The following is a 20,828-nucleotide window of genomic DNA, read 5'->3' on the forward strand; positions in this document are numbered from 1 at the left end:
TTACCTCACCTTCGAGAAATGTTTTTCTACTGATTCTGCCGCGCCACCCTGTGTCACTTTTGAAGCGACAAATAACGTGCCATTTTCTGATACAGTCGCTTGCCAATGAGGTGGGACCGAAGTTGTCGAATCACGTTGGACAATGATTGCTGGCCCTTTAATTAAGTCATGTGCTAACAATTTACTTCGATCGTAACGAGGAGTTGGGAAACGTTTAATCTCTCCATTTACCTCATATACAGTTTCTCGCTCATACATAAATGCAGCATCTGGATTGATGCGGTTCCCACTTGCTAATTTCGGTAAAGTTAATGAAGGGGTTTTTCCAGTTGCAACGATTCGTAATGTAATCAGTTCCGCAACATTGTCCGGAAAATGATGACCATACTCTTCCTCATGTGATTTATCGAATCTTTGACGAATTGTCTCTATAGATTGATGAGTCAGTATCCCTTCTGGAATGGATGCACGCAATTCGAATCCTTGCCCAGCATAGCGGCACTCGGCGATTCTTTCGATTATAATATCTTCAGGTAAAACCCCATCCTTAATCAACTGATCATAAGCACGTCCTTCTAGTTCCTGTAGATCGGCGTTAATCGAATCAATTGATTCATCCGTTACATTGTTAAGACGAAGTATATTCGATTTAATAAAGTCATATTTAATATCACCTACTAGGAGACCTGTTGCTGCACTAATACCTGGATAATTTGGAACAATAACAAGATTACACCCTATCGTTTCCGCCAAATCAACAGAATGAAGTGGTCCAGCACCACCTGCTGCAAGTAAAGCATACTCACGTGGATCGATTCCTTTACTTACAGACTTTGCACGAATGCTAAGCGCCATATGATTGTTAATAATTTTCAAAATACCAAGAGCTGCCTCTTCCGCAGACATATTTAGTTTGCGACACAGTTTCTCTTCAACCGCTTTAAAGCTCAGTTCAGAATGTAACTGAAGATCCCCTCCAAGAAACTGTTCAGGATCGAGTCGCCCAAGAATCACATTGGCATCTGTCACACAAGGATTTTCCCCTCCTTGACCATAACAAGCTGGTCCAGGATGAGCACCTGCGCTTTTCGGTCCCACCCTAAATGCACCGCCAGCATCAATATAAGCAATCGAACCTCCACCAGCCCCAATGACTTCCACATCAATCATTGGCACAAGTACAGGATAGCCATTCGCCTCAGCATCACGTGGATTGATAATTTTCGGCGTATTATTTGGAATAACAGAAATATCCGCTGACGTTCCGCCAATATCAACACTAATCAAATTAGGAATTCCTTCCAATTCACCCAACCAAGCGGTGGCTAATACAGCTCCCGATGGCCCAGACTTTAACAAAGTGACTGGTTTTTCCGTCACCATTTCACTGGTAGCCATCCCACCAGAAGATTGCATAATATGAAGTTCTCCTTTAACCCCAGCCTTTTCTAAAGCACTAGTTAAATTACTTAAGTATCGGCTGACCCGTGGCGCTACATAGGCATTCATTGCTGCTGTACTAAATCTTTCATACTCTCGCATTTGAGGGGCAATTTCACTAGAGGTAAAACATTGTACTTCCGGCCACATTTCTTTGACGATTTCCTTTGCCCGTTGTTCGTGTTTATCATTTAAGAAGGAAAAGAGGAATGACACAACAATAATATCTACTTCAGATTTTTTGAGTCTTTCAACCGCTTGACGAACTTCTTCTTCATTCATCGGCACTTTTACTCGGCCGTCTGGAGCTTGCAGTTTCTCTGTAATCGGAATACGGTTTCTACGTAATACTAATGGGTTTGTTTGCCAAGGTAGATCTTGCTGGATGGAGAAATTCTCTGACTTCTTATGTCGCGCAATATGCAAGATGTCTCGATAATTCTTCGTCGTTAACATCCCAACTACAGCTCCATTACGTTCAATGGTAATATTCGTAGCTACTGTTGTGCCATGAAGCACATAATCGATATCTGTCACAGGAACATTAGCATTTTCACACAGTTTTTGGATACCGTTAATCACACCTATCGACTGATCCTCAAGTGTACTTGGTACCTTGTGTACGTGAATTTGATTCGTTAATTCATCCACAAGTATTAAATCAGTAAATGTACCACCAACGTCAACGCCTATTCGAATCATGAGACCAGCTCCTTTTCTAGGTTACTCCATCAGAATTATAAAACGCTTTCTCATTTCCCCATGAAACAATCTCTCAAATACAGTAAGCCATTACAAAAATATTGAATATTTAAATCTAATTTTTTATTGTACTGATTGCCAAGCTTCTTTCAATGCCTGAATACAGTGCATAGTCACCTTAGTTTCAAAACCTCGTGGTCATCATGTGGATAAGATGCTTGTACTTGAGTTCGTTTTTACATGAATCTACCCATTCTTTATGCATAGATATATTCAATCTTATTACCTCTTTATTAGAATACTGAATATTCAATATATTCTACTTATAAGTATCTATATCCTTTATTCAACAATCGACTCTATCAATTACCTGTTTTCATATTTCCTTGCGTCATATCTTCCAATTGATCGTCCCCTTCCTGATTATGAACAGGAGGGTGCAAGCGCATAAAACCGATATAAACGAAAAAGGAAAGAATCACTCCTATAAACCATGAGATCTCATATAGTGCTTTTAATGAAGGCACAAAAGCCCCAATTAAAGCAACTGCAGCCCCAAACCCTGTCGCTGCAAAAGCTCTATAATTATACCCTTTCCAGTACGTGTACTCCCCTTTTAAAGAGTAGATATCGTTTATATTAAGCTTTCTTTTACGAATCAAATAATAGTCGGCGATCATTACTCCTGCTACTGGACCAAGCGCTCCTCCAATCAAGTTAAGAAGGGTGAAGATCGCATCAGCGTTTTCCATCAATTTCCACGGTACTGTAAAAAGAGCGGCTAGCATTGTAATATAAAAGCCTTTCTTAAAGTTAATCCACTTCGGAAATAAGTTCGCTAAATCATAGGCAGGTGAGACTAGATTTGCAATCACATTTACTGTGATTGTAGCTACTGAAAGAATAAGTGCTGCAATTGCAATTACAATCGGTCTATCAAATTGTTGGAGAGTAACGATGATATCTCCAATCGGATTACCAAAAGCAATCGTTGTTGCAGTTGTTGCACAAACTGTAACAACTGTAAATATAGTAAACGTAATCGGTAAGCCATATAGTTGCCCTTTTATTTGATCTTTCTGAGATCTAGCAAATCGTGTGAAGTCTGGTATATTCAGTATTAGCGTTGACCATATTCCGATTATACCTGCTACTGCAGCGAGAAACGGAAAGAATAATTCCCCAAACGTCTCATACTTTCCAGTTTGAGTAATGATTGGTTGAATTCCTCCTGCCGTATCAATTGCCCACCACAGCAAGCCAATTAATACGATATACACTAACGGTCCGGTGAACGCTTGGAATTTCTTGAGAGACTCCATTCCCCTCTTTAAAACTAAAAAGTGCATGGACCAAAATAATACAAAGGAAAGTAAACCTGGGAGCCCAATCCCTAGAAATGTCCAGTTTCCACCAAGTAAAGAAAATCCTGGCCAAAGCAGTGTAATGGCGATATTAAACGCCGCACTTCCTGCATACGCTTGGATACCTAACCACACGATTGCAATGATTCCACGTAATAACGCTGGAACATTTGCACCTTTGATTCCATAAGAAGTTCGCACGAGGACTGGAAATGGTATTCCATATTTAGACCCTGCATGACCGTTAAGAGATAAAGCTCCATACAGGATCAATGAAGCAATAAATATGATCATGATTACCTGCATTGGGGAAAACCCTAAAACAACTAATCCTCCTATTGTTGCATATGTGGGGATATTATTAATAACCCCCATCCACATCGATGCAAAGTTTTGCGTTTTCCAAGTTTGCTCCTCCGGTCGTACCGGTAACAAATCATGATTACTAAGAGAATTTACCGTCTCTTCTTGAAAATCAGGTTGGTTCATAGCCATATTCCTAATACTCCTTTAAATTTTATATGATTCACGGAACAAGTCTTATGAAAGTTCCTTCTTAATATTAAGCGCTTACAATAAAGCGAAAATCTTAAGCTTACATATAGGAGTTCGTGGCTGCTTATTTTCAAAGAGAGGGACTGGGCAAAATTTTTGTAATTCTTTACTCAATAACCGCTTATTTAAACGACTCGATTCATAAAAAACAACTTCACTCCTTTAATATGATTGTGCCCATTTTGGAGTGAAGTCTTGTCTCCGTGATAATTATCTCAAACCATTTCGTCTCTATGTTTACTTCGTGACCTCTTCATAGCCACTCCATTCTAAAATGTTTAAAACATTCGTTTCAACACAATCTAACCAATCTTGGATATTGACCCACTCATCTGAGCCATGAAGATTTCCGCCTTGTGGTCCATAAATGATGGCAGGCATATTCATGTAAAGAAGTGGGAAACGAATATCACTAAATGTCGGCATTCCGAAGATTTCAGTTTCTCGCCCAACCACTTCATCAATATTGGACTTCACCATCTGAACAAAAGGATGATCAGGGCTAATCTCCGCTGGGCTTGTATGCCATTCATACGTGATTTCAGGTCGGTTTTTCGATAGCCACTCATCAGCATCCGCTACTCGATTGACAACTTCTTCAATTTGAGCTTTTACCTCTTCAAGAGTCTCATTTGGCGGATAACCAATCGTTCCTGTTAATTCACATTCAGCTGGAACTTTATATGCCCACTGACCAGCATTGATCATCGCAGGAGTTAAATTACTAGAACGAACTTGCATGCCACTAGCAGCGAAATAGCGTTCAAATGGCGCATAGCTAACAGTTTCTATCCGTTTATTGTCTAATTCAATGAGTGCATCATAGATTTTCATCGCCTTACCAATTGCATTAATTCCAACTTGACCATTTAAGTTGTGAGCAGCGACACCTGTCACTCTTATCTTAAAGATTAATCCACCAGCACAAGCAATCTGTGGTCCTGCTCCCGTTGTCAATGGATGTGGATAAATACATGCATCCGCTTTAAAGCCTTGTTCTTCAAGATATTGGGTCATCGCTACTGCTCCCCCGGCGCCTCCTACTTCCTCGTCGACAACCGAAATAGCCGTAATCGCTCCTTTTGGTTTCAATCCTAATTCTTTAATCACGCCTAATGCTGCAAGGAGGGAGCCAAAACCACCTTTATTATCAGCTGTTCCTCGGCCATACATTAATCCGTTTTCAATGACTCCTTCATGTGGTGAATAGTTCCAGTGAACTAAGTCTCCAACTGGTACTGTATCAACATGCGTAAATAGCAGAAGCGAGCGATCTTGATCCGTACCCTTCCATTTACCAACTACATTTGGACGACCTTTAAACCCTACAAGACGTTCTACGTCTGACTCCGTGTATTCTGGATGACGTCTAACTTTTTCTGCATCCGCAACGAAAGTATCTACTTCCAGATCAAGTCCTAACATAATTTGTTTAATATGTTCTTGTACAGGACCTTCATACCCCGTTTCACTCGGTATTTGAATCAATTTCCGCAGTCCTTCTATCAATTCTTCACGATTCTGTTGCATATACGTTTTTACTCTTTGACGTACCCCATTTGACAACAAAGCTTCCATTTCCAACACCCCTAAATTTTTGTTTAGTCACTTTACAAAGAATCACTCATAAAGAATGGACTTACTAGATTTGGAACCTACTTGAAAAAGTGAGTTTCTTTTTCAGTTTGACACTTAAACCTCCCCTGTTTTATGTGCCATTCACGGGATTTATAGAATGAATCTATAAACCTAGTAACGGATAAAAATCCTAATATTCACATATTTCGAAATATTTGTTAAAATAATCATACAACGAGTGCCCATTCTTTTCTAATACATCTTTGTTTACAGGTTAATACTTTAAATATATTAAGAGGTGTCTACATGGAATTACGGCATTTAAAATACTTTATTGCAGTTGCAGAGGAGCTACATTTTGGTAGAGCAGCACAACGCCTACAGATGGCACAACCACCTTTAAGTCAACAAATTAAGCAATTGGAAAACGAATTAGATGTGCTTTTATTTTCGAGAACGAAGCAGCGCGTGAAATTAACGAAAGCTGGTGAAGTTTTTTTAAAGAGAGCCTATGAAATTCTAAACCGTGTACATTTGGCCTGTGAAGAAGCAAGTAGTATTGCTCGTGGGGAAGCTGGTCAATTAATATTAGCCTTTACTGGATCAATCGCGTTTGAACTACTTCCTCTATTACTCAGAAGGTTTCAAGAACAATACCCAAATATTAATATCGTCTTACGACAATTGTCATCAACAGAACAAATGGAAGCGCTTCACGACAACTCCATCCACATCGGCCTATTGAATCTACCAATTGAAAGTGAATCGTTTCATGTAGAAATGCTACGGGAAGAACCATTTATTGTTGCGTTACCTAAAACACATCGATTAGCAGTTGAAACAGAGCCAATCGATGTCTCTCTACTCGCCAACGAACAGTTCATCATGACACCTAGAAAAGCAGGAGAAAGCTATTATGATGCGATCATTAGTCTTTGTCAGTATGCCGGCTTTAGTCCTAAAAAGACCCAAGAAGCACTAGAGTTACATACGGCATTATCGTTTGTTGCTTCCGGAATCGGTATTGCTTTACTTCCGTCTTCCATTCAATTTGTAAAAAATGATGATATCGTCTACCTACAACTCAAAAAAAGTTATACAACATGCAAAATTGGTGCAGCCTGGAGCAAGAAAGAAACCTCTCCAGTTGTCCATTCATTTATTTCATTTTTACAAGAAACAGTCATTTAACACTATTGGAAAAAAGAGAAAGTGGAGAAAGTTCGACGTTACGAGTTTCTTTTCATAATCATTGGAAACAAAGAAATTAGAAGATTTTACGTGAGGAGCAGTCAGGAAGCAAAAATCCTCTCCCCCATCATTTTCTATTGCTTTCTTAGATGGAGGAAGAGGAGTTTAAGACTATTCTATTCATCCATTTTTCTAAGCATGGATTTCTTTCCCATATACAGCCAGAGCAGCCTCGCCAATCGCTTCTGCTAATGTAGGGTGGGGGTGGATCGTATTGGCAATATCCATGGCTGTTGCCTCTAATACTTGCGCAAGACCTGCCTCTGTAATCATATCTGTTACATGAGGGCCAACCATATGTGTACCTAACAACTTATTAGATCCTTCTTCTACAACAAGTTTGACAAAACCATCTGATTCACCAAAAACAAGAGCTTTTCCAATCGCACGGAACGAGAACTTACCTGTTTTTACTTGATATCCTTTTTCCTTTGCCTCTTCTTCTGTTAATCCAACACTTGCAACCTCTGGGCTACTATACACACATTTTGAAACAAGTGTTGGATTCAGTGGTGCTGGATTTTCTCCTGCAATATGTTCAATGGCGATAATGCCCTCATGTGAAGCAACATGGGCAAGCTGTAAACCGCCAATTACATCACCAATCGCATAAATATTAGGTTCATTCGTTTGATAATACTCATTTGTTTTTATAAAAGCACGTTCGACAGCAACACTCGTATTTTCTAGATTTAACCCTTCTATATTTGGCATTCTTCCAACCGATACTAATAGTTTATCAGCTGAATAGGATGTTTCTTTTCCTTTTTGCTCTGCTTTAATAGAAACACCTTCGCCTTTTTCCAACGTTTCTGGAAGTACTTTTGCTCCCGTAATGATTTTCACACCTTTTTTCTTCATTAATCGTTGGACTTCTTTTGAAATCTCTTTATCTTCTGTCGGTAAAATCCGATCCGCATACTCAATTACTGTGACTGATAATCCAAAATCAACAAGCATTGAAGCCCATTCAATTCCAATTACTCCTCCACCGACAATCAGAATCGATTCTGGAAGCTCTTGCATTTGTAGCGCTTCATCCGATGTCATCACGTACTGCCCATCCGCTTCTAAACCAGGAAGAGTCCGTGGTCGGGAACCTGTTGCTAGGACAATGTTTCTTGCGATTAAAATAACCTCGCGATCTTCCTCATTCAATTTTACTAAAACATCTTTTGTTTGGAGAATACTGCCTTTCCCCTCGTACACATCAATTTTCCCTTTTTTCATTAAATGTTGAACACCTTTATATAAGCGTTCTGTAATTTCTTCTTTACGAGCTTGTACTTTTTGAAAATCCAGACCTACTTCTGGAGCAATGACTCCATACTTCTCTGCATTTTTTGTATTCGCATATACTTCTGCGCTTCTTAATAGCGCCTTACTCGGGATACAACCTGCATGAAGGCATGTTCCGCCAAGTTTCCCTTGCTCTACAACCGCAGCTTTTAATCCTAATTGCGACGCACGTATGGCCGCAACATACCCACCAGTTCCGCCACCGACAATGACCACATCATATTCTTGACTCATCTGCTATGTCCCCCTTTTGTTTCTATCCTAATCAAAAAAAGAAATCTACAATCTATGTACAAGAAAAAGGCTAGTAATCTCGAGCCTATCAATCTAATTCAATTGCACAGGCACTAGAGGAAAACTGTTCTCCCACGATAAAGCCTTGATCGTCTAGATAATCAATTTGTGTCTCTTCATCTAAATAGCGTTTTGTAAAATGGTCCAAGCGAATATGAATTCCCTCATATTCAATAACGGTATCGTTCCTTCGGGGTTCGTCCCACACAATGGAGAACTTTACTGACAAACCACAGCCACCTGCAACATCAGCGTCAATTCTTGGAACTAGTTTTTCTTGAGACGCCATTTCTTGCAATTTGTTCATGGCTACCTCTGATATCTTGATGACCATCAATTTCTCCCTCCTCTAGCCGCCTATTTTTTGATGAAGCATTCACCTGAACGGCTCAGACCTGTTCATCTGCATGGTAAGTAGAAGAAAATTGGCATTTCTGCACTCATATGAAACCACCGAGTGTGAAATAATGAGAAACTGATCTTCTCGCTATTTTCATTCCCGGTGGTTCATGCTCAATCATTCATTTAGGATTTTACCGTTTCTTTCTCAACTTCTACTGCTTTTTCATAACGCAAAATAGGTTGTCTCGCAGCTTGTACTTCATCCAATCGACCAATGACTGTCGTATGTGGTGCTTCTAAAACGACCCCAGGATTATCTTCCACTTCCTTGGCGATTTGAATCATCACATCTGCAAAAGCATCGAGGGTTTCCTTTGACTCTGTTTCAGTCGGTTCAATCATTAAACATTCCTCTACATTCAACGGGAAGTAGATAGTTGGCGGATGATAACCGAAATCAAGCAATCGTTTGGCCATATCTAGTGTTCTAACTCCAAGTTTTTTCTGTTTAGAGCCAGATAGGACAAATTCATGCTTACAAATTTGTGAATATGGCGCTTCAAAATATGGCTCTAATCGTTTGCGAAGATAATTCGCATGAAGGACAGCACTTTCCGATACTTGACGCAATCCTTCTGGTCCCATTGTACGAATATACGTATAGGCACGTAATAGAATACCGAAGTTTCCGTAATATCCTTTTACTCTACCGATCGAGAGTGGATGATCTGAGTTTAATACATATTTCTCGCCGTCTTTTTCAACGCGTGGCACAGGCAAGTAAGGAATCAATTTCTCTTTCACACCGACTGGACCTGCACCTGGGCCACCGCCACCATGAGGCGTCGTAAATGTTTTGTGGAGGTTTAAATGCACGATGTCAAAGCCCATTTGTCCCGGCGTTGTTTTACCTAAAATGGCGTTTGCATTCGCTCCATCATAGTATAATAACCCTCCCGCTTCATGAACGACTTGAGCAATTTCGACAATTTCTTTTTCAAAAAGGCCAAGCGTATTCGGATTTGTCAACATGAGGGCAGCTGTATTTGGACCGACATGTTTCTTTAATTCTTCTAAATTCACTAATCCATTTTCATTGGATGGAATCGTAATCGTTTCAAACCCTGCTACTGTTGCACTTGCAGGGTTCGTACCGTGTGCAGAGTCTGGAACAAGCACTTGCTTCCTCGTTTCTCCTTTTTGGGCATGGTAGGCTTTCACCATCATTAACCCTGTCCATTCACCTTGAGCTCCCGCTGATGGCTGTAAAGTGACCGCATCCATTCCTGTGATGACTGCTAATTCTTCCTGTAGTTCATATAACACTTCTAATGCACCCTGTACCGTTTCAACTGGTTGATACGGATGAATACGGCTAAACCCTTCCAAACGTGCCACATCTTCATTGATTTTCGGATTGTACTTCATCGTACAAGAACCAAGTGGGTAAAAGCCATTATCGATCCCATGGTTTTTATTAGAAAGCGCTGTGTAATGGCGGACAAGCTGCAACTCTGATACTTCCGGGAGTTCTGCAGGTACGTCACGAATTAAATGCTTCGGAAGTTTATTAGTAATATCAACAGGGTCCACATCACTTTCCGGAAGACTTGAACCGATACGTCCTGGACGACTAATTTCAAAAATCAAATCATTGTATTCAACCATTTACAATCGCCTCCAAAACCTCTACAAATTGATCAATCTCTTCTTTTGTTCGTTGTTCAGTCACAGCAAGTAGCATTTGATTTTCATAACCATAATCGCTTTCCAAATCAAATCCACCAATGATTCCCGCTTCTAGTAGTTTCGCATTAACTTCCTTGACTGGACGAGGAAGGTCGACAACAAACTCATTGAAGAATGGGGATTGATTCAGAATGACAAACCCTTTCTGTTTCAGCGTTTTTGCCATATAGTCTGCTTTCTCCAAATTTAATTGAGCCATCTGGCGAATCCCTTGCTTGCCAAGTGATGTCATGCAGATTGAAGAGGCAAGAGCATTTAATGCCTGGTTCGAACAAATATTGGATGATGCTTTATCACGACGGATATGCTGTTCACGGGCTTGCAGTGTTAGTACGAAGCCGCGTTGGCCTTTTTCATCTTCTGTTTGGCCGACAATCCGGCCTGGGATTTTACGCATAAATTTCTTACTGACTGCAAAATAGCCACAATGTGGACCACCAAATGACATCGGAATGCCTAATGGTTGCATATCACCGATCACAATATCTGCCCCAAGCTTCCCAGGTGCCTGTAAAAGTGCAAGTGCGAGTGGGTTGGCGCTTACAATGAAAAGAGCCTTGTTTTCTTCGGCAATTTTCTTAATCTCCGTTAAATCTTCAATTGAACCAAAGAAATTTGGATATTGAACAATGATTGCTGCTGTATCTTTATCAATTTGCTCTTTTAGTTTTCCTAAATCAGTAATCTCATCAGTCAGTTGGATTTCTTCAACTGTATATCCTGGACCATCTGCTACTGTCTGTAAAATAGCTCTAGACTCAGGATGCACTGCTTTCGATACAAGAATTTTCGAACGTCTTGTTGATGCAACAGCAAGTGATGCGGCTTCTGCAAGCGATGTAAAGCCATCGTACATCGAAGAATTCGCTACATCCATTCCTGTTAATTCACATACCATCGTCTGAAATTCGAAAATCGCTTGGAGTTCACCTTGACTGATTTCTGGTTGGTATGGAGTATACGCTGTGTAAAATTCAGAGCGTGAAATCATATGGTTGACTACGCTAGGTATGTAGTGATCATACGTACCTGCACCGAGAAATGTTGGGTATTGATTTGCATTTATGTTTTTCGTAGCAAGCTGATTCATTTTCTTCATGAGAAGTGGTTCAGGAACGGCCTGTGGGATATTTAGCTCCCCTTGTAGTCTAATATCAGCTGGGATATCTTCAAACAATTCATCTATGGAAGAAACCTGTAAAAACTCGAGCATTTCCTCCTGATCTTGTTTCGTATCAGGGAGGTATCTGTAAGTTGAAGTCATATTATTCCTCTCCTTCATTCGTAAATGCTTCGTACTCTTCTTCATTAAGAAGCGATTCCAACTCTTCTGGGTTAGATATTTCCACTTCGATTAACCATCCTGCTTCAAATGGATTTTCATTAATCGTCTCTGGAGCGCCTTCTAACTCTTCATTTACAGCCACGACTGTACCTGAGACAGGAGAGTAAAGTTCAGAAACCGCTTTAACAGATTCGATCGTTCCCATCGATTCATTAACGATTACTTCATCATCAATCTCTGGGTTCTCAACAAATACGATATCCCCTAACGCCTTCTGTGCATAATCGGAGATCCCAATCCGAACACGATTACCTTCTAATTGCTCCACCCACTCATGCTCTTTGCTATATAGTAAATTTGCTGTCGCTTTTGTCATTGTTTTTCGTCCTTTCGGCTTTTGAATATTCTGATATGAAATCGATTTACTAGCCTCATCCTTATCTTTAGCATGAGGCTAGTAAACTTAGAAATTACTTTTTATAGAATGGTGTTTTTACAACAACAGCATCAACCTGTTTATTACGGATTTCCACTTTTAGTGGCGTCCCCACTTCAGCATGTTCCACAGATACCAAGGCAAGGCCGATACTCTTCTTCAATGATGGTGATTGTGTGCCTGATGTAACGATTCCTATTTCCTCTCCATCTTCAGAAACTACTTTATAGCCATGACGTGGAATCCCCCGACCTGTTACTTCAATCCCTACGATTTTTCTCGTTAATCCAGCTTCTTTTTGTGCAGAAAGTGCCGCTTTTCCAATAAAGTCACTTTCTTTATTGGTTTTTACGACAAAACCGACTCCTGCTTCAAGTGGACTAATTTCGCTGCTAAGTTCTTGACCATATAGCGGAAGACGCGCTTCTAGGCGAAGTGTATCCCGGGCACCAAGACCACACGGTTTTAATCCTTCTGATGTTCCTACTTCTAAAAGCTTCTCCCAAAGTGCTACCACTTGGTCTTTTTGTAAATAGAGTTCAAACCCGTCTTCTCCTGTATAGCCTGTCCGGGAAACAAGCACATCTGTAATGCCAGAAATGGTAACATGTTGTGCAAATTTAAAGAAACCAATTGCTGATAAATCGGTATCCGTTACCTTTTGTAAAATCGCTTCTGCCTTTGGTCCTTGAATCGCTAGTTGAGCGATGTCATTAGAGATATTTTCAAGTTTCATATCTCCCTCGACATGCTTCTCCATCCATTCCACATCTTTTTCAATGTTTCCAGCGTTGATCACGAGTAAATATTTTTCATCTGCCAGTTTGTACACTAATATATCATCGACCGTTCCACCGTCTGGATAGCACATTGCCGTATACTGTGCCTGATTGATCGCAAGTTTCGTTATGTCATTCGTTACAAGATGATTGATATAAGCACATGCATCTTTTCCTTCTACAAGTACTTCCCCCATATGAGAGACATCAAAAAGGCCTGATTCTGTACGTACCGCTTCATGTTCTTCTAAAATGCTCGAGAACTGAACGGGCAAAGCCCAACCACCAAAATCAATCACTTTCGCCCCAGACTTTCCGTATATGTCAAAAAGCGGTGTTTGCTTTAATGCTGTTTCTGTACTCATGATTTACCCCCGATTAAGATTTTCTGCAAAATAGACGTTCTTTTACCTCTTTACCTGTTTCGGTCATCGCAAGACCCCCAAGAGCTGTTTCACGAAGAGTCCGTGGCATATCTTTTCCAACTTTGTACATCGCTTCAATGACTTCATCACACGGAATCCGACTCTCAACGCCAGCAAGAGACATATCAGCCGCTGAAAAGGCAATGGAAGTACCGATCACATTCCGTTTGATGCAAGGAACTTCAACAAGCCCTCCGACTGGATCGCAAACTAATCCTAAAAGGGATTTCATCGCAATCGCTGTAGCATTCACCGCTTGCTGTGGCGACCCACCTTTTAACTCAACGATTGTTCCTGCTGCCATCGCTGTTGCAGACCCGACCTCTGCTTGACAACCTCCAGCTGCGCCTGAAATGAAAGAACGGTTCGCAATGACAAGACCTAGCATGCTTGCTGTAAACAAGCCCTTCACCAACTCTTTGTAAGGTGTGCCATCATTTTTATGAAGCGAAAATAATACGCCAGGTAAGATCCCTGCTGCTCCAGCAGTTGGTGTTGCCACAATGACGCCCATTCTGGCGTTATTTTCAGAAGTGGCTAATGAAAAGCTCATAGCATTGCTTATATAATCGCCTGATAGGGATTTACCTTGCCGAACGTATTCAGACATCTTCACGGCATCACCGCCAGAAATCCCACTTGGCGCCGTGGAAGCATCTTTAATCCCACTATCCACCGCTTCTTTCATTTTGATCAATCGCTCTTCCATCATGCTGATAATCGTCTCTTCGTCTCTACCTGACTTTTTTGCTTCAACCATTAACATCATTTCGCTAATGGATTTTTTCTCCTGTTCACAAGCTTCAATAAGCTCTTTCATAGATTGAATTTCCATCATATCGCCTTCACCAATACTTTCTCTTTCTGTTGATAAGGTTTCGCAAGGATCGAAAAGTCATCTCCAGCGCTAAGACGAATCGATACCATCTCATCATCAATCATAAAGATCTTCGATAAGCCACCTCCGAGTGATACACCACCAACCTTGACAACACGCTCATCACGTTTTGCTGTTACAATGGTTGTATTTGGGTGGTCCATATACTCGCAAGTGTTTTCGAATTCAAACTGGTACTGCATACCACATTCTTTTGCTTTTTCCAATGCGTATTTGATTTGGGAATCATCGGTATTCATCCCGAGTAATCCGCCAAGAAGTGCTTTATCTGTTCCATGTCCTTGGTAGGTTTCAGCAAACGAATCATAAAATACAATGTTGGTCTCTTGTGGATAATCTCCTAACAGTTCATAAATAAATTTTCCAATCGATACAACACCAGCTGTATGAGAACTCGACGGTCCGACCATGATTGGGCCGATTATGTCAAAACAACTTTGAAATTCCATGATTCTCCCCCTTTCTTACACCGTTACTGCTTGTTGAAATAACGGATACGCGCTACAAATCGCTTTAGTTGTTGCTTTTGCTTTTTCAAGAACGGCTTCATCACCTTTATTTGTTAAAACGTCCGCGATCACTTTTCCGATTTTCACCATTTCTTCTTGTTTCATGCCACGCGTTGTTAACGCAGCTGTTCCGATACGGATTCCACTCGTAACAAATGGTTTTTCTGGATCAAACGGAATCGTATTTTTATTTACGGTAATGCCCACTTCTTCTAATAATTTCTCGGCTTCTTTTCCAGTTAAATTCCATGGACGTAAATCTAATAGGACAATATGATTATCTGTTCCACCAGAAACGAGGGCCGCTCCTTCATTCTTTAAGGTTTCGCCAAGTATTGCCGCATTGTCAATAACTTGGTTGGCATACTCTTTAAAACTTGGTTGTAAAGCTTCTCTGAAAGCCACCGCTTTTGCAGCAATGATATGCATCAGTGGTCCACCTTGAATACCAGGGAATATCGATTTATTAACCGCTTTAATCATCTCTTCATCATTTGTTAAGATGATACCGCCACGCGGGCCACGCAATGTTTTATGTGTCGTACTTGTCACAACATCGGCATATGGAATTGGAGATGGATGAAGTCCAGCTGCTACTAGTCCTGCAATATGCGCCATATCGACCATAAGTTTTGCCCCGACTTGATCGGCAATTTTTCTAAAGCGAGCAAAGTCGATCGTTCTTGGATAAGCACTTGTCCCTGCAATAATCAATTTCGGTTTTTCTTTCTTGGCGATCTCTTCTAATTCATCGTAATCAATGACTTGCGTATCTTCCCTCACACCATAAGACACAATGTCAAACCATTTTCCTGAAACACTAACAGGGCTTCCATGTGTTAAATGTCCACCATGTGAAAGGTTCATTCCCATTACTTTATCACCAGGCTGAAGCAGTGCGAAGAAAACGGCAAAATTTGCTTGTGCTCCTGAGTGTGGCTGAACATTGGCATATTTAGCGCCAAATAGCTCCGTTACGCGCTCGATCGCTGTTTGTTCTGCCACGTCAACAAATTCACACCCGCCATAATAACGCTTTCCTGGATACCCTTCTGCATATTTATTCGTCATCACGCTTCCCATAGCTTCTAATACATCTTCGCTTACAATATTTTCTGATGCGATTAACTCAAGTGTTTGAAGTTGGCGCTCTCGTTCCTTTTCAATCGCTCCAAAAATAATAGAATCATTTTGCTGTAAACTCATATATACTCCCCCTCAATTTTTTTGTATGACACCATGTTTGGATCCTTTCAGCTTAGCTAGTGAAACCACTCTCTCACTATCACTCTTCTTTTCTGAGAAAACTGTGGAGATACGCTCCCGTTTTTGCACGCAAAAAAGGACAGAAAAGGATAGCGTGACTTTCTCTACCCTTCCCTGTCCTTTTACCTGAGAGTTTAACCCTATGATTCATAGAGTCGTTCCCCTTTGGTGGCGTACTACTTATACGCGCTCTCCAGAGGTGCGTCCGATTGTGGTTCCATCTACCTGAGAGATTTGCTCCAAGGGTCTTTTTGGAACTTGCTCCTTCGGTGGCTTGTTACATTGCACTCTCCCACAACCGTCATTCGCTCATATTTAGTTTCTGTTATATTCAGAATAGTTGCATAAGGTAGATCTGTCAAGGTTATTTTGTAAACGCTAACATTTTTTTAGAATTAGTTGACTAAAAGCGTGGGTAGTTTAATCGAAACGAATAAGATCAAAAAAACCTGTATAGATGATTAGAGCGCACTGAAAAAGTAACTCATTTTGAAAGTAGCAAAGATTTTTATCGATATACAGACAATAGAAGAAGCTAACAACCTATATATAGTAGGTCGTTAGCTTCTTTTTCTCTTTAAAAGGACTTTTCAGTGGCCTCAGATGATTAACACAGGATTTTTTGATCAAATTTCATTAGTACACGGGCGGGATTTTTGTTCGTTCCCTCTTAATTTCCCACTATTTTTCTTTGATCCACATGATCCCCCTTCGATTTCCGCATCTTATAGATCGTAATCAGCAAAATAAACCAAACAGGAGTTATGAACAAAGCAACTCGAGTATCTTCCGCAAGTGCAAGTACGACAAGAACGAACGCTAGGAAAGTAAGGATCAAGTAATTGGAAAATGGATATAGTGGCAATTTAAATTTGTTCACTTTCGCTAGATCTGGTCTTGTTTTGCGGTACTTCAAATGACTGATGACAGTAATTCCCCAAATAAAGATGAAACATACCGTAGAAATACTTGTAATCAGCGTAAATACGCCTTCTGGCATGACATAATTCAAAACAACGGCTAGTAGAATGACAACAGTTGAAAAGAATAATGCATTGGAAGGTACTTTACGAGAAGTAAGTTTTGTAAATGGTATAGGTGCATTTTTATCATTGGCAAGGGAGTATACCATCCGGCTTGTACTGAAAATAGCGCTGTTACATGCTGAAGCTGCGGATGTTAGGACGACAAAATTGACAATACCAGCAGCTGCTGCGATTCCAACTGCCACGAAGACTTGGACAAATGGGCTTTCCATTGGATTGATGGCATTCCACGGATAAATACTCATGATGACAATAAGTGCGCCAAGGTAGAAAATGATAATCCGAATCGGGATATTATTGATTGCTTGTGGGATCACCTTTTCTGGATTTTCTGTTTCACCTGCTGTAAGTCCTACAAGTTCAATGCCAACAAACGCAAACACGACCATCTGGAATGAAAGGATAAAGCCATTTATGCCATTTGGGAACATGCCTCCGTGGCTCCATAGATTCGTGAAGCTGGATGCGCCTGAATTCGTGGAAAAGCCTTTAATAATCATGAAAATACCGATCACAATGAGTGCTAAAATCGCGATGACTTTAATTAATGCGAACCAGAATTCCATTTCGCCAAAAAGTTTTACAGTTGCAAGGTTCATCATGAGCAAAATGACAAGTGCAATTAATCCTGGCATCCACTGTGGTACATCGGGAAGCCAATATTGGGTATAGAGACCAACTGCTGTTAAGTCGGCCATTGCGATTGAAATCCAGCAAAACCAGTAAGTCCAGCCGGTAATAAATGCGGCCATATTACCTAAATAGTCTTTTACAAAGTCAACAAAAGAGTCATATTCCAAATTGGATAGGAGTAGTTCTCCAAGTGCACGCATGATTAAAAAGCAAATGACGCCTGTAATCATGTAAGCAAATAAAATCGACGGCCCTGCTAAATGAATCGATTTTCCTGCTCCAAGAAATAATCCCGTTCCGATCGCCCCGCCAATAGCAATTAGCTGCACGTGTCTGTTTTTTAGACCTCTCGCCAGTTTTTGTTCCTGCATACAATTTCCCACTCTCTACTTTTTTAGATTGTTTGCAATTTTAACATATTAATAGCTTAATAAAAGTTTACCATACTATCCGTCAATTCGACACTAAAAAGAATACGCTTACATTTAGAACATATTGAATTTTCTGCAAAATTACCCAAAATAATTCCCTTCCTTAGAGGATTCGTTTAGGAACTTTGTTAATAAATTGTAAAAAAATGTCGTAAGTTTGAATTTTCAAAAAAGAAAATATCTAACCATCTGCATGGTATACTTTTCAAAAATGAAGACATGTTGCAAAAACAAAGATGAAATGAGTGGATTACTATGTTAGTAGAAGACTTAATACATCGTTTTGAACTTGTAAAAAAGAGAAACCCATTACATGCCAATGAATTATTAGACTATATTCAAAAAGGGTATATTGATGGGGAACTATCGATTGTTGAATACAAAAAACTTTTCTTTGAACTGGACAAACTGAAAGCAGAAAAGCCAATATCATTCTTCATAAAAACAAGATAACTTTGAAAAATCTACAGAATATTCACCACTCTAACAATATACTCTTTTACTTATTCTAGAATCTAATACACATGATTAGTAAACAGGAACATCTATTATGAAACACATGAAACAATCTATAAAACAAGTTTTGTCTAATAGCTCTTCATAGTTGTAAAAGATTATTAATAGCCTTTGCTCCCGTTGAGCAAAGGCTATTTTTCAAATTTCCGCTATTGAAAATAGCATTATTCAAATTACGACCTTCTATATTGGATTCTAGTATTTTTGTAACTACTCAACAAATAGAGGTAACTCATCACGAATTACCTCGTAAACTAGGTTTCAAACAATTCTTTTTCTCCTGTTTTTATCACTTGTTTAATGGATTCAAACAGGTTCTTTTTTTGCTTTTTCAGTGTGCTTAAAAAGCTTCGTGCCATCGCGAAGTTTTGTGCGCCCGTTTCACTTCGGAATGCACCTGAAACTTTTTGCTTCACTTTGGCCATTCGTAAATCTCGTTCGGTCAAATTATTATCAAAGGGAACATGTGGATCTTCTACAAATAGTAGGACAGAATCTTGGCGCTTGGAGAGTCGATTTAATAACTTTTCCGTATCATGATTGGCCATGGTTGCATTTTCCACATATCCCTTTTCTATAATGTCTAGATAGGTATCATCCATCCATGCAATAACCATGGGATTCAGTGGCTCATCTTGACGTTCTCGCTCTTGCTTGGCCAAAAGGAGAATCTCCATCATATTCGGTGTCCATGTTTGTTCCGTTTACTCGTAAACGGCTTTTAGATCGCAAAGTAAATGGGCATTGCACACGGCATGTTCACAATTTTCATACACAAAATAGAATGCCAGACAATCATGAACAGCAATCCCTTGAAATTTTAGCAAGAGATCAATCTCGTTGATTGCCTCTGTGCCGCGTTTTTCGTGGACATACTGTAACGTCACTTGGTCGGTATTTAACGTATGTAACCATTGCGTTTCCCTTCACTTCGTAAGCCTGTTTCATCGAAATGTACAACTGGTGCTTGGAGAATCTGATTTTTCGCTTGTGGTTCAAAAGTGTTCACCAAATGGGTGCCAAATTTTTCATTGACATTCCATAAGGTTCCTTCGCTCATCGACAAATCGAAAAAGTCCTGAAAGAACTCTTTTGTTCGAGCGAAAGGAATCAACTTATAGCTTTTCTGGGCCTTGATTGTAGATAGTTAAAAACTTTTTGTAGTTCATATCCTTTACCTCCTTTGATTTGATATTCCAAGCGTTCACTAGTTATCAAGAAATCAGACGTGGAGATGGAGTTATTTTCCAAAAATTATAGGGGGTCTGAGTAGTTACAAAAGAACAAGGTATGTTAGTAGGTAAAAATAGAAAACTAATTTTGGATAATAACGCACAAGGTGTATTTTAGTGTTAAAATACCGATCCAAATCATACAATCTTCATAGTAATGTATTGGTTTGCATACATTGAGGAGTTGGAAATATGAATTTCAATATGAAAATTGCGAATCTTTTAGCTGAAAATATACATGGATTTATAGAATTTGTTTATAAAAACCAGGATAAGAAAAGCAGCCTTATTTTAAATATGGATAAAGTGTATCAACTAAGGCTTTTTGTTAAGGAATATAAGCTCCAAATACTTGCTGATGAACTTCAGAGAATCAATCAGTTTTGCTGGAATGAACAATATACTTATTTATTAGTCGAGAGATTTAGAAAAGGGATCGACGTTATTAATGAATATGTAGAAAGGAACTACGATGACTTATTTATTTTTACCGCTAGACTCCACACATTAAAGAGTCTCAGTTTCTTATTAAGAAAAGAGGAATCATGATAGGCCTTTTCTAACACTCTCTAGCTAATAGATCCCTATCTTTCAACAGAATTATTATTCAGAAATAGATGAATGACCTTTGATGGATAAGGAAACCCTTTTATCTGTCCCCTCTGTTTGTCAGCACAATTGGAGCAGCCTAGCATAAAGCACATTTTGTAACATTCAAATCTATCTTTTTTAATATGATGAATAAAAGTATACAGACGGTTCGTAGCCTTTGCTCCCAGAGAGCAAAGGCTAGTAAGT

The 20,828-nt window shown here is 39.7% G+C and carries 16 protein-coding genes, 1 pseudogene and 1 riboswitch; of the genes and pseudogenes, 3 read left to right on the forward strand and 14 right to left on the reverse strand.

Annotation, left to right across the window (positions count from 1 at the left end):
- The 3 genes from AC1MGI_RS21310 to AC1MGI_RS21320 form a co-directional block, all read right to left on the reverse strand.
- A complete protein-coding gene (locus AC1MGI_RS21310) occupies positions 1–2,142 on the reverse strand; it encodes a hydantoinase/oxoprolinase family protein (RefSeq protein ID WP_480350033.1) in 2,142 nt (713 codons plus the stop codon).
- A gap of 362 nt (positions 2,143–2,504) precedes the next feature.
- Positions 2,505–4,001, reverse strand: a complete 1,497-nt coding sequence (locus AC1MGI_RS21315) for an NCS1 family nucleobase:cation symporter-1 (RefSeq protein ID WP_480350035.1) — start codon at positions 3,999–4,001, stop codon at positions 2,505–2,507.
- 297 nt (positions 4,002–4,298) lie between these two features.
- Complete coding sequence (locus tag AC1MGI_RS21320) at positions 4,299–5,639, reverse strand: ArgE/DapE family deacylase (protein ID WP_480350037.1); 1,341 nt, start codon at positions 5,637–5,639, stop codon at positions 4,299–4,301.
- Positions 5,640–5,945: 306 nt separating this feature from the next.
- Here AC1MGI_RS21320 and AC1MGI_RS21325 point away from each other — a divergent pair, with 306 nt between their 5' ends.
- Positions 5,946–6,830 (forward strand): LysR family transcriptional regulator, encoded by an 885-nt coding sequence (locus AC1MGI_RS21325; protein WP_480350038.1) that lies wholly within the window; start codon positions 5,946–5,948, stop codon positions 6,828–6,830.
- 192 nt (positions 6,831–7,022) lie between these two features.
- Here AC1MGI_RS21325 and lpdA read toward each other — a convergent pair whose 3' ends face one another.
- From lpdA to AC1MGI_RS21375, 10 genes are all read right to left on the reverse strand, one after another.
- Entirely contained in the window at positions 7,023–8,423 is a 1,401-nt protein-coding gene (gene lpdA / locus AC1MGI_RS21330; protein ID WP_480350040.1) for a dihydrolipoyl dehydrogenase, read from the reverse strand.
- 88 nt (positions 8,424–8,511) lie between these two features.
- On the reverse strand, positions 8,512–8,817 hold the full coding sequence (locus AC1MGI_RS21335) for an iron-sulfur cluster biosynthesis family protein (RefSeq protein WP_480350041.1): 306 nt from the start codon (positions 8,815–8,817) through the stop codon (positions 8,512–8,514).
- Between the two features lie 191 nt (positions 8,818–9,008).
- Complete coding sequence (gcvPB, locus tag AC1MGI_RS21340) at positions 9,009–10,493, reverse strand: aminomethyl-transferring glycine dehydrogenase subunit GcvPB (protein WP_480350043.1); 1,485 nt, start codon at positions 10,491–10,493, stop codon at positions 9,009–9,011.
- Positions 10,486–11,838, reverse strand: coding sequence for an aminomethyl-transferring glycine dehydrogenase subunit GcvPA (gcvPA, locus tag AC1MGI_RS21345; RefSeq protein WP_480350045.1), 1,353 nt, complete (start codon positions 11,836–11,838; stop codon positions 10,486–10,488). The genes gcvPB and gcvPA overlap by 8 nt, the downstream gene beginning before the upstream one ends.
- Before the next feature lies 1 nt (position 11,839).
- On the reverse strand, positions 11,840–12,235 hold the full coding sequence (gene gcvH / locus AC1MGI_RS21350) for a glycine cleavage system protein GcvH (protein WP_062186742.1): 396 nt from the start codon (positions 12,233–12,235) through the stop codon (positions 11,840–11,842).
- A 94-nt stretch (positions 12,236–12,329) separates the two neighbouring features.
- Complete coding sequence (gene gcvT, locus AC1MGI_RS21355) at positions 12,330–13,439, reverse strand: glycine cleavage system aminomethyltransferase GcvT (RefSeq protein WP_480350047.1); 1,110 nt, start codon at positions 13,437–13,439, stop codon at positions 12,330–12,332.
- 13 nt (positions 13,440–13,452) lie between these two features.
- Positions 13,453–14,334: an L-serine ammonia-lyase, iron-sulfur-dependent, subunit alpha gene (sdaAA, locus tag AC1MGI_RS21360; protein ID WP_480350142.1), complete on the reverse strand. Its 882-nt coding sequence runs from the start codon at positions 14,332–14,334 to the stop codon at positions 13,453–13,455.
- Positions 14,334–14,846, reverse strand: a complete 513-nt coding sequence (locus AC1MGI_RS21365; RefSeq protein WP_480350049.1) for a serine dehydratase beta chain — start codon at positions 14,844–14,846, stop codon at positions 14,334–14,336. The genes sdaAA and AC1MGI_RS21365 overlap by 1 nt, the downstream gene beginning before the upstream one ends.
- A gap of 15 nt (positions 14,847–14,861) precedes the next feature.
- Entirely contained in the window at positions 14,862–16,112 is a 1,251-nt protein-coding gene (glyA, locus tag AC1MGI_RS21370) for a serine hydroxymethyltransferase (protein WP_480350051.1), read from the reverse strand.
- A 262-nt stretch (positions 16,113–16,374) separates the two neighbouring features.
- A riboswitch (glycine riboswitch) is annotated at positions 16,375–16,477 on the reverse strand.
- Between the two features lie 365 nt (positions 16,478–16,842).
- Positions 16,843–18,222 (reverse strand): amino acid permease, encoded by a 1,380-nt coding sequence (locus AC1MGI_RS21375; protein ID WP_480350052.1) that lies wholly within the window; start codon positions 18,220–18,222, stop codon positions 16,843–16,845.
- A gap of 315 nt (positions 18,223–18,537) precedes the next feature.
- On the opposite strand from AC1MGI_RS21375, the gene yppF reads away from it, so the two are divergent.
- Positions 18,538–18,735 (forward strand): YppF family protein, encoded by a 198-nt coding sequence (yppF, locus tag AC1MGI_RS21380; protein ID WP_480350053.1) that lies wholly within the window; start codon positions 18,538–18,540, stop codon positions 18,733–18,735.
- Positions 18,736–19,052: 317 nt separating this feature from the next.
- Here the strand turns inward: yppF and tnpC are convergent.
- Positions 19,053–19,912, reverse strand: a pseudogene (gene tnpC / locus AC1MGI_RS21385) (IS66 family transposase).
- Between the two features lie 310 nt (positions 19,913–20,222).
- Between tnpC and AC1MGI_RS21390 the strand changes: the two are divergent.
- Complete coding sequence (locus AC1MGI_RS21390) at positions 20,223–20,579, forward strand: hypothetical protein (protein WP_062186753.1); 357 nt, start codon at positions 20,223–20,225, stop codon at positions 20,577–20,579.
- Positions 20,580–20,828: the final 249 nt, after the last annotated feature.

This window comes from Peribacillus sp. BM1 (assembly GCF_056679975.1).

Bases quoted from the DNA above. Each gene is read 5' to 3' on its own strand.
- AC1MGI_RS21310 (WP_480350033.1), bottom strand. From the start codon at position 2,142: ATGATTCGAATAGGCGTTGACGTTGGTGGTACATTTACTGATTTAATA.
- AC1MGI_RS21315 (WP_480350035.1), bottom strand. From the start codon at position 4,001: ATGGCTATGAACCAACCTGATTTTCAAGAAGAGACGGTAAATTCTCTT.
- AC1MGI_RS21320 (WP_480350037.1), bottom strand. From the start codon at position 5,639: ATGGAAGCTTTGTTGTCAAATGGGGTACGTCAAAGAGTAAAAACGTAT.
- AC1MGI_RS21325 (WP_480350038.1), top strand. From the start codon at position 5,946: ATGGAATTACGGCATTTAAAATACTTTATTGCAGTTGCAGAGGAGCTA.
- lpdA (WP_480350040.1), bottom strand. From the start codon at position 8,423: ATGAGTCAAGAATATGATGTGGTCATTGTCGGTGGCGGAACTGGTGGG.
- AC1MGI_RS21335 (WP_480350041.1), bottom strand. From the start codon at position 8,817: ATGGTCATCAAGATATCAGAGGTAGCCATGAACAAATTGCAAGAAATG.
- gcvPB (WP_480350043.1), bottom strand. From the start codon at position 10,493: ATGGTTGAATACAATGATTTGATTTTTGAAATTAGTCGTCCAGGACGT.
- gcvPA (WP_480350045.1), bottom strand. From the start codon at position 11,838: ATGACTTCAACTTACAGATACCTCCCTGATACGAAACAAGATCAGGAG.
- gcvH (WP_062186742.1), bottom strand. From the start codon at position 12,235: ATGACAAAAGCGACAGCAAATTTACTATATAGCAAAGAGCATGAGTGG.
- gcvT (WP_480350047.1), bottom strand. From the start codon at position 13,439: ATGAGTACAGAAACAGCATTAAAGCAAACACCGCTTTTTGACATATAC.
- sdaAA (WP_480350142.1), bottom strand. From the start codon at position 14,334: ATGGAAATTCAATCTATGAAAGAGCTTATTGAAGCTTGTGAACAGGAG.
- AC1MGI_RS21365 (WP_480350049.1), bottom strand. From the start codon at position 14,846: ATGGAATTTCAAAGTTGTTTTGACATAATCGGCCCAATCATGGTCGGA.
- glyA (WP_480350051.1), bottom strand. From the start codon at position 16,112: ATGAGTTTACAGCAAAATGATTCTATTATTTTTGGAGCGATTGAAAAG.
- AC1MGI_RS21375 (WP_480350052.1), bottom strand. From the start codon at position 18,222: ATGCAGGAACAAAAACTGGCGAGAGGTCTAAAAAACAGACACGTGCAG.
- yppF (WP_480350053.1), top strand. From the start codon at position 18,538: ATGTTAGTAGAAGACTTAATACATCGTTTTGAACTTGTAAAAAAGAGA.
- AC1MGI_RS21390 (WP_062186753.1), top strand. From the start codon at position 20,223: ATGAATTTCAATATGAAAATTGCGAATCTTTTAGCTGAAAATATACAT.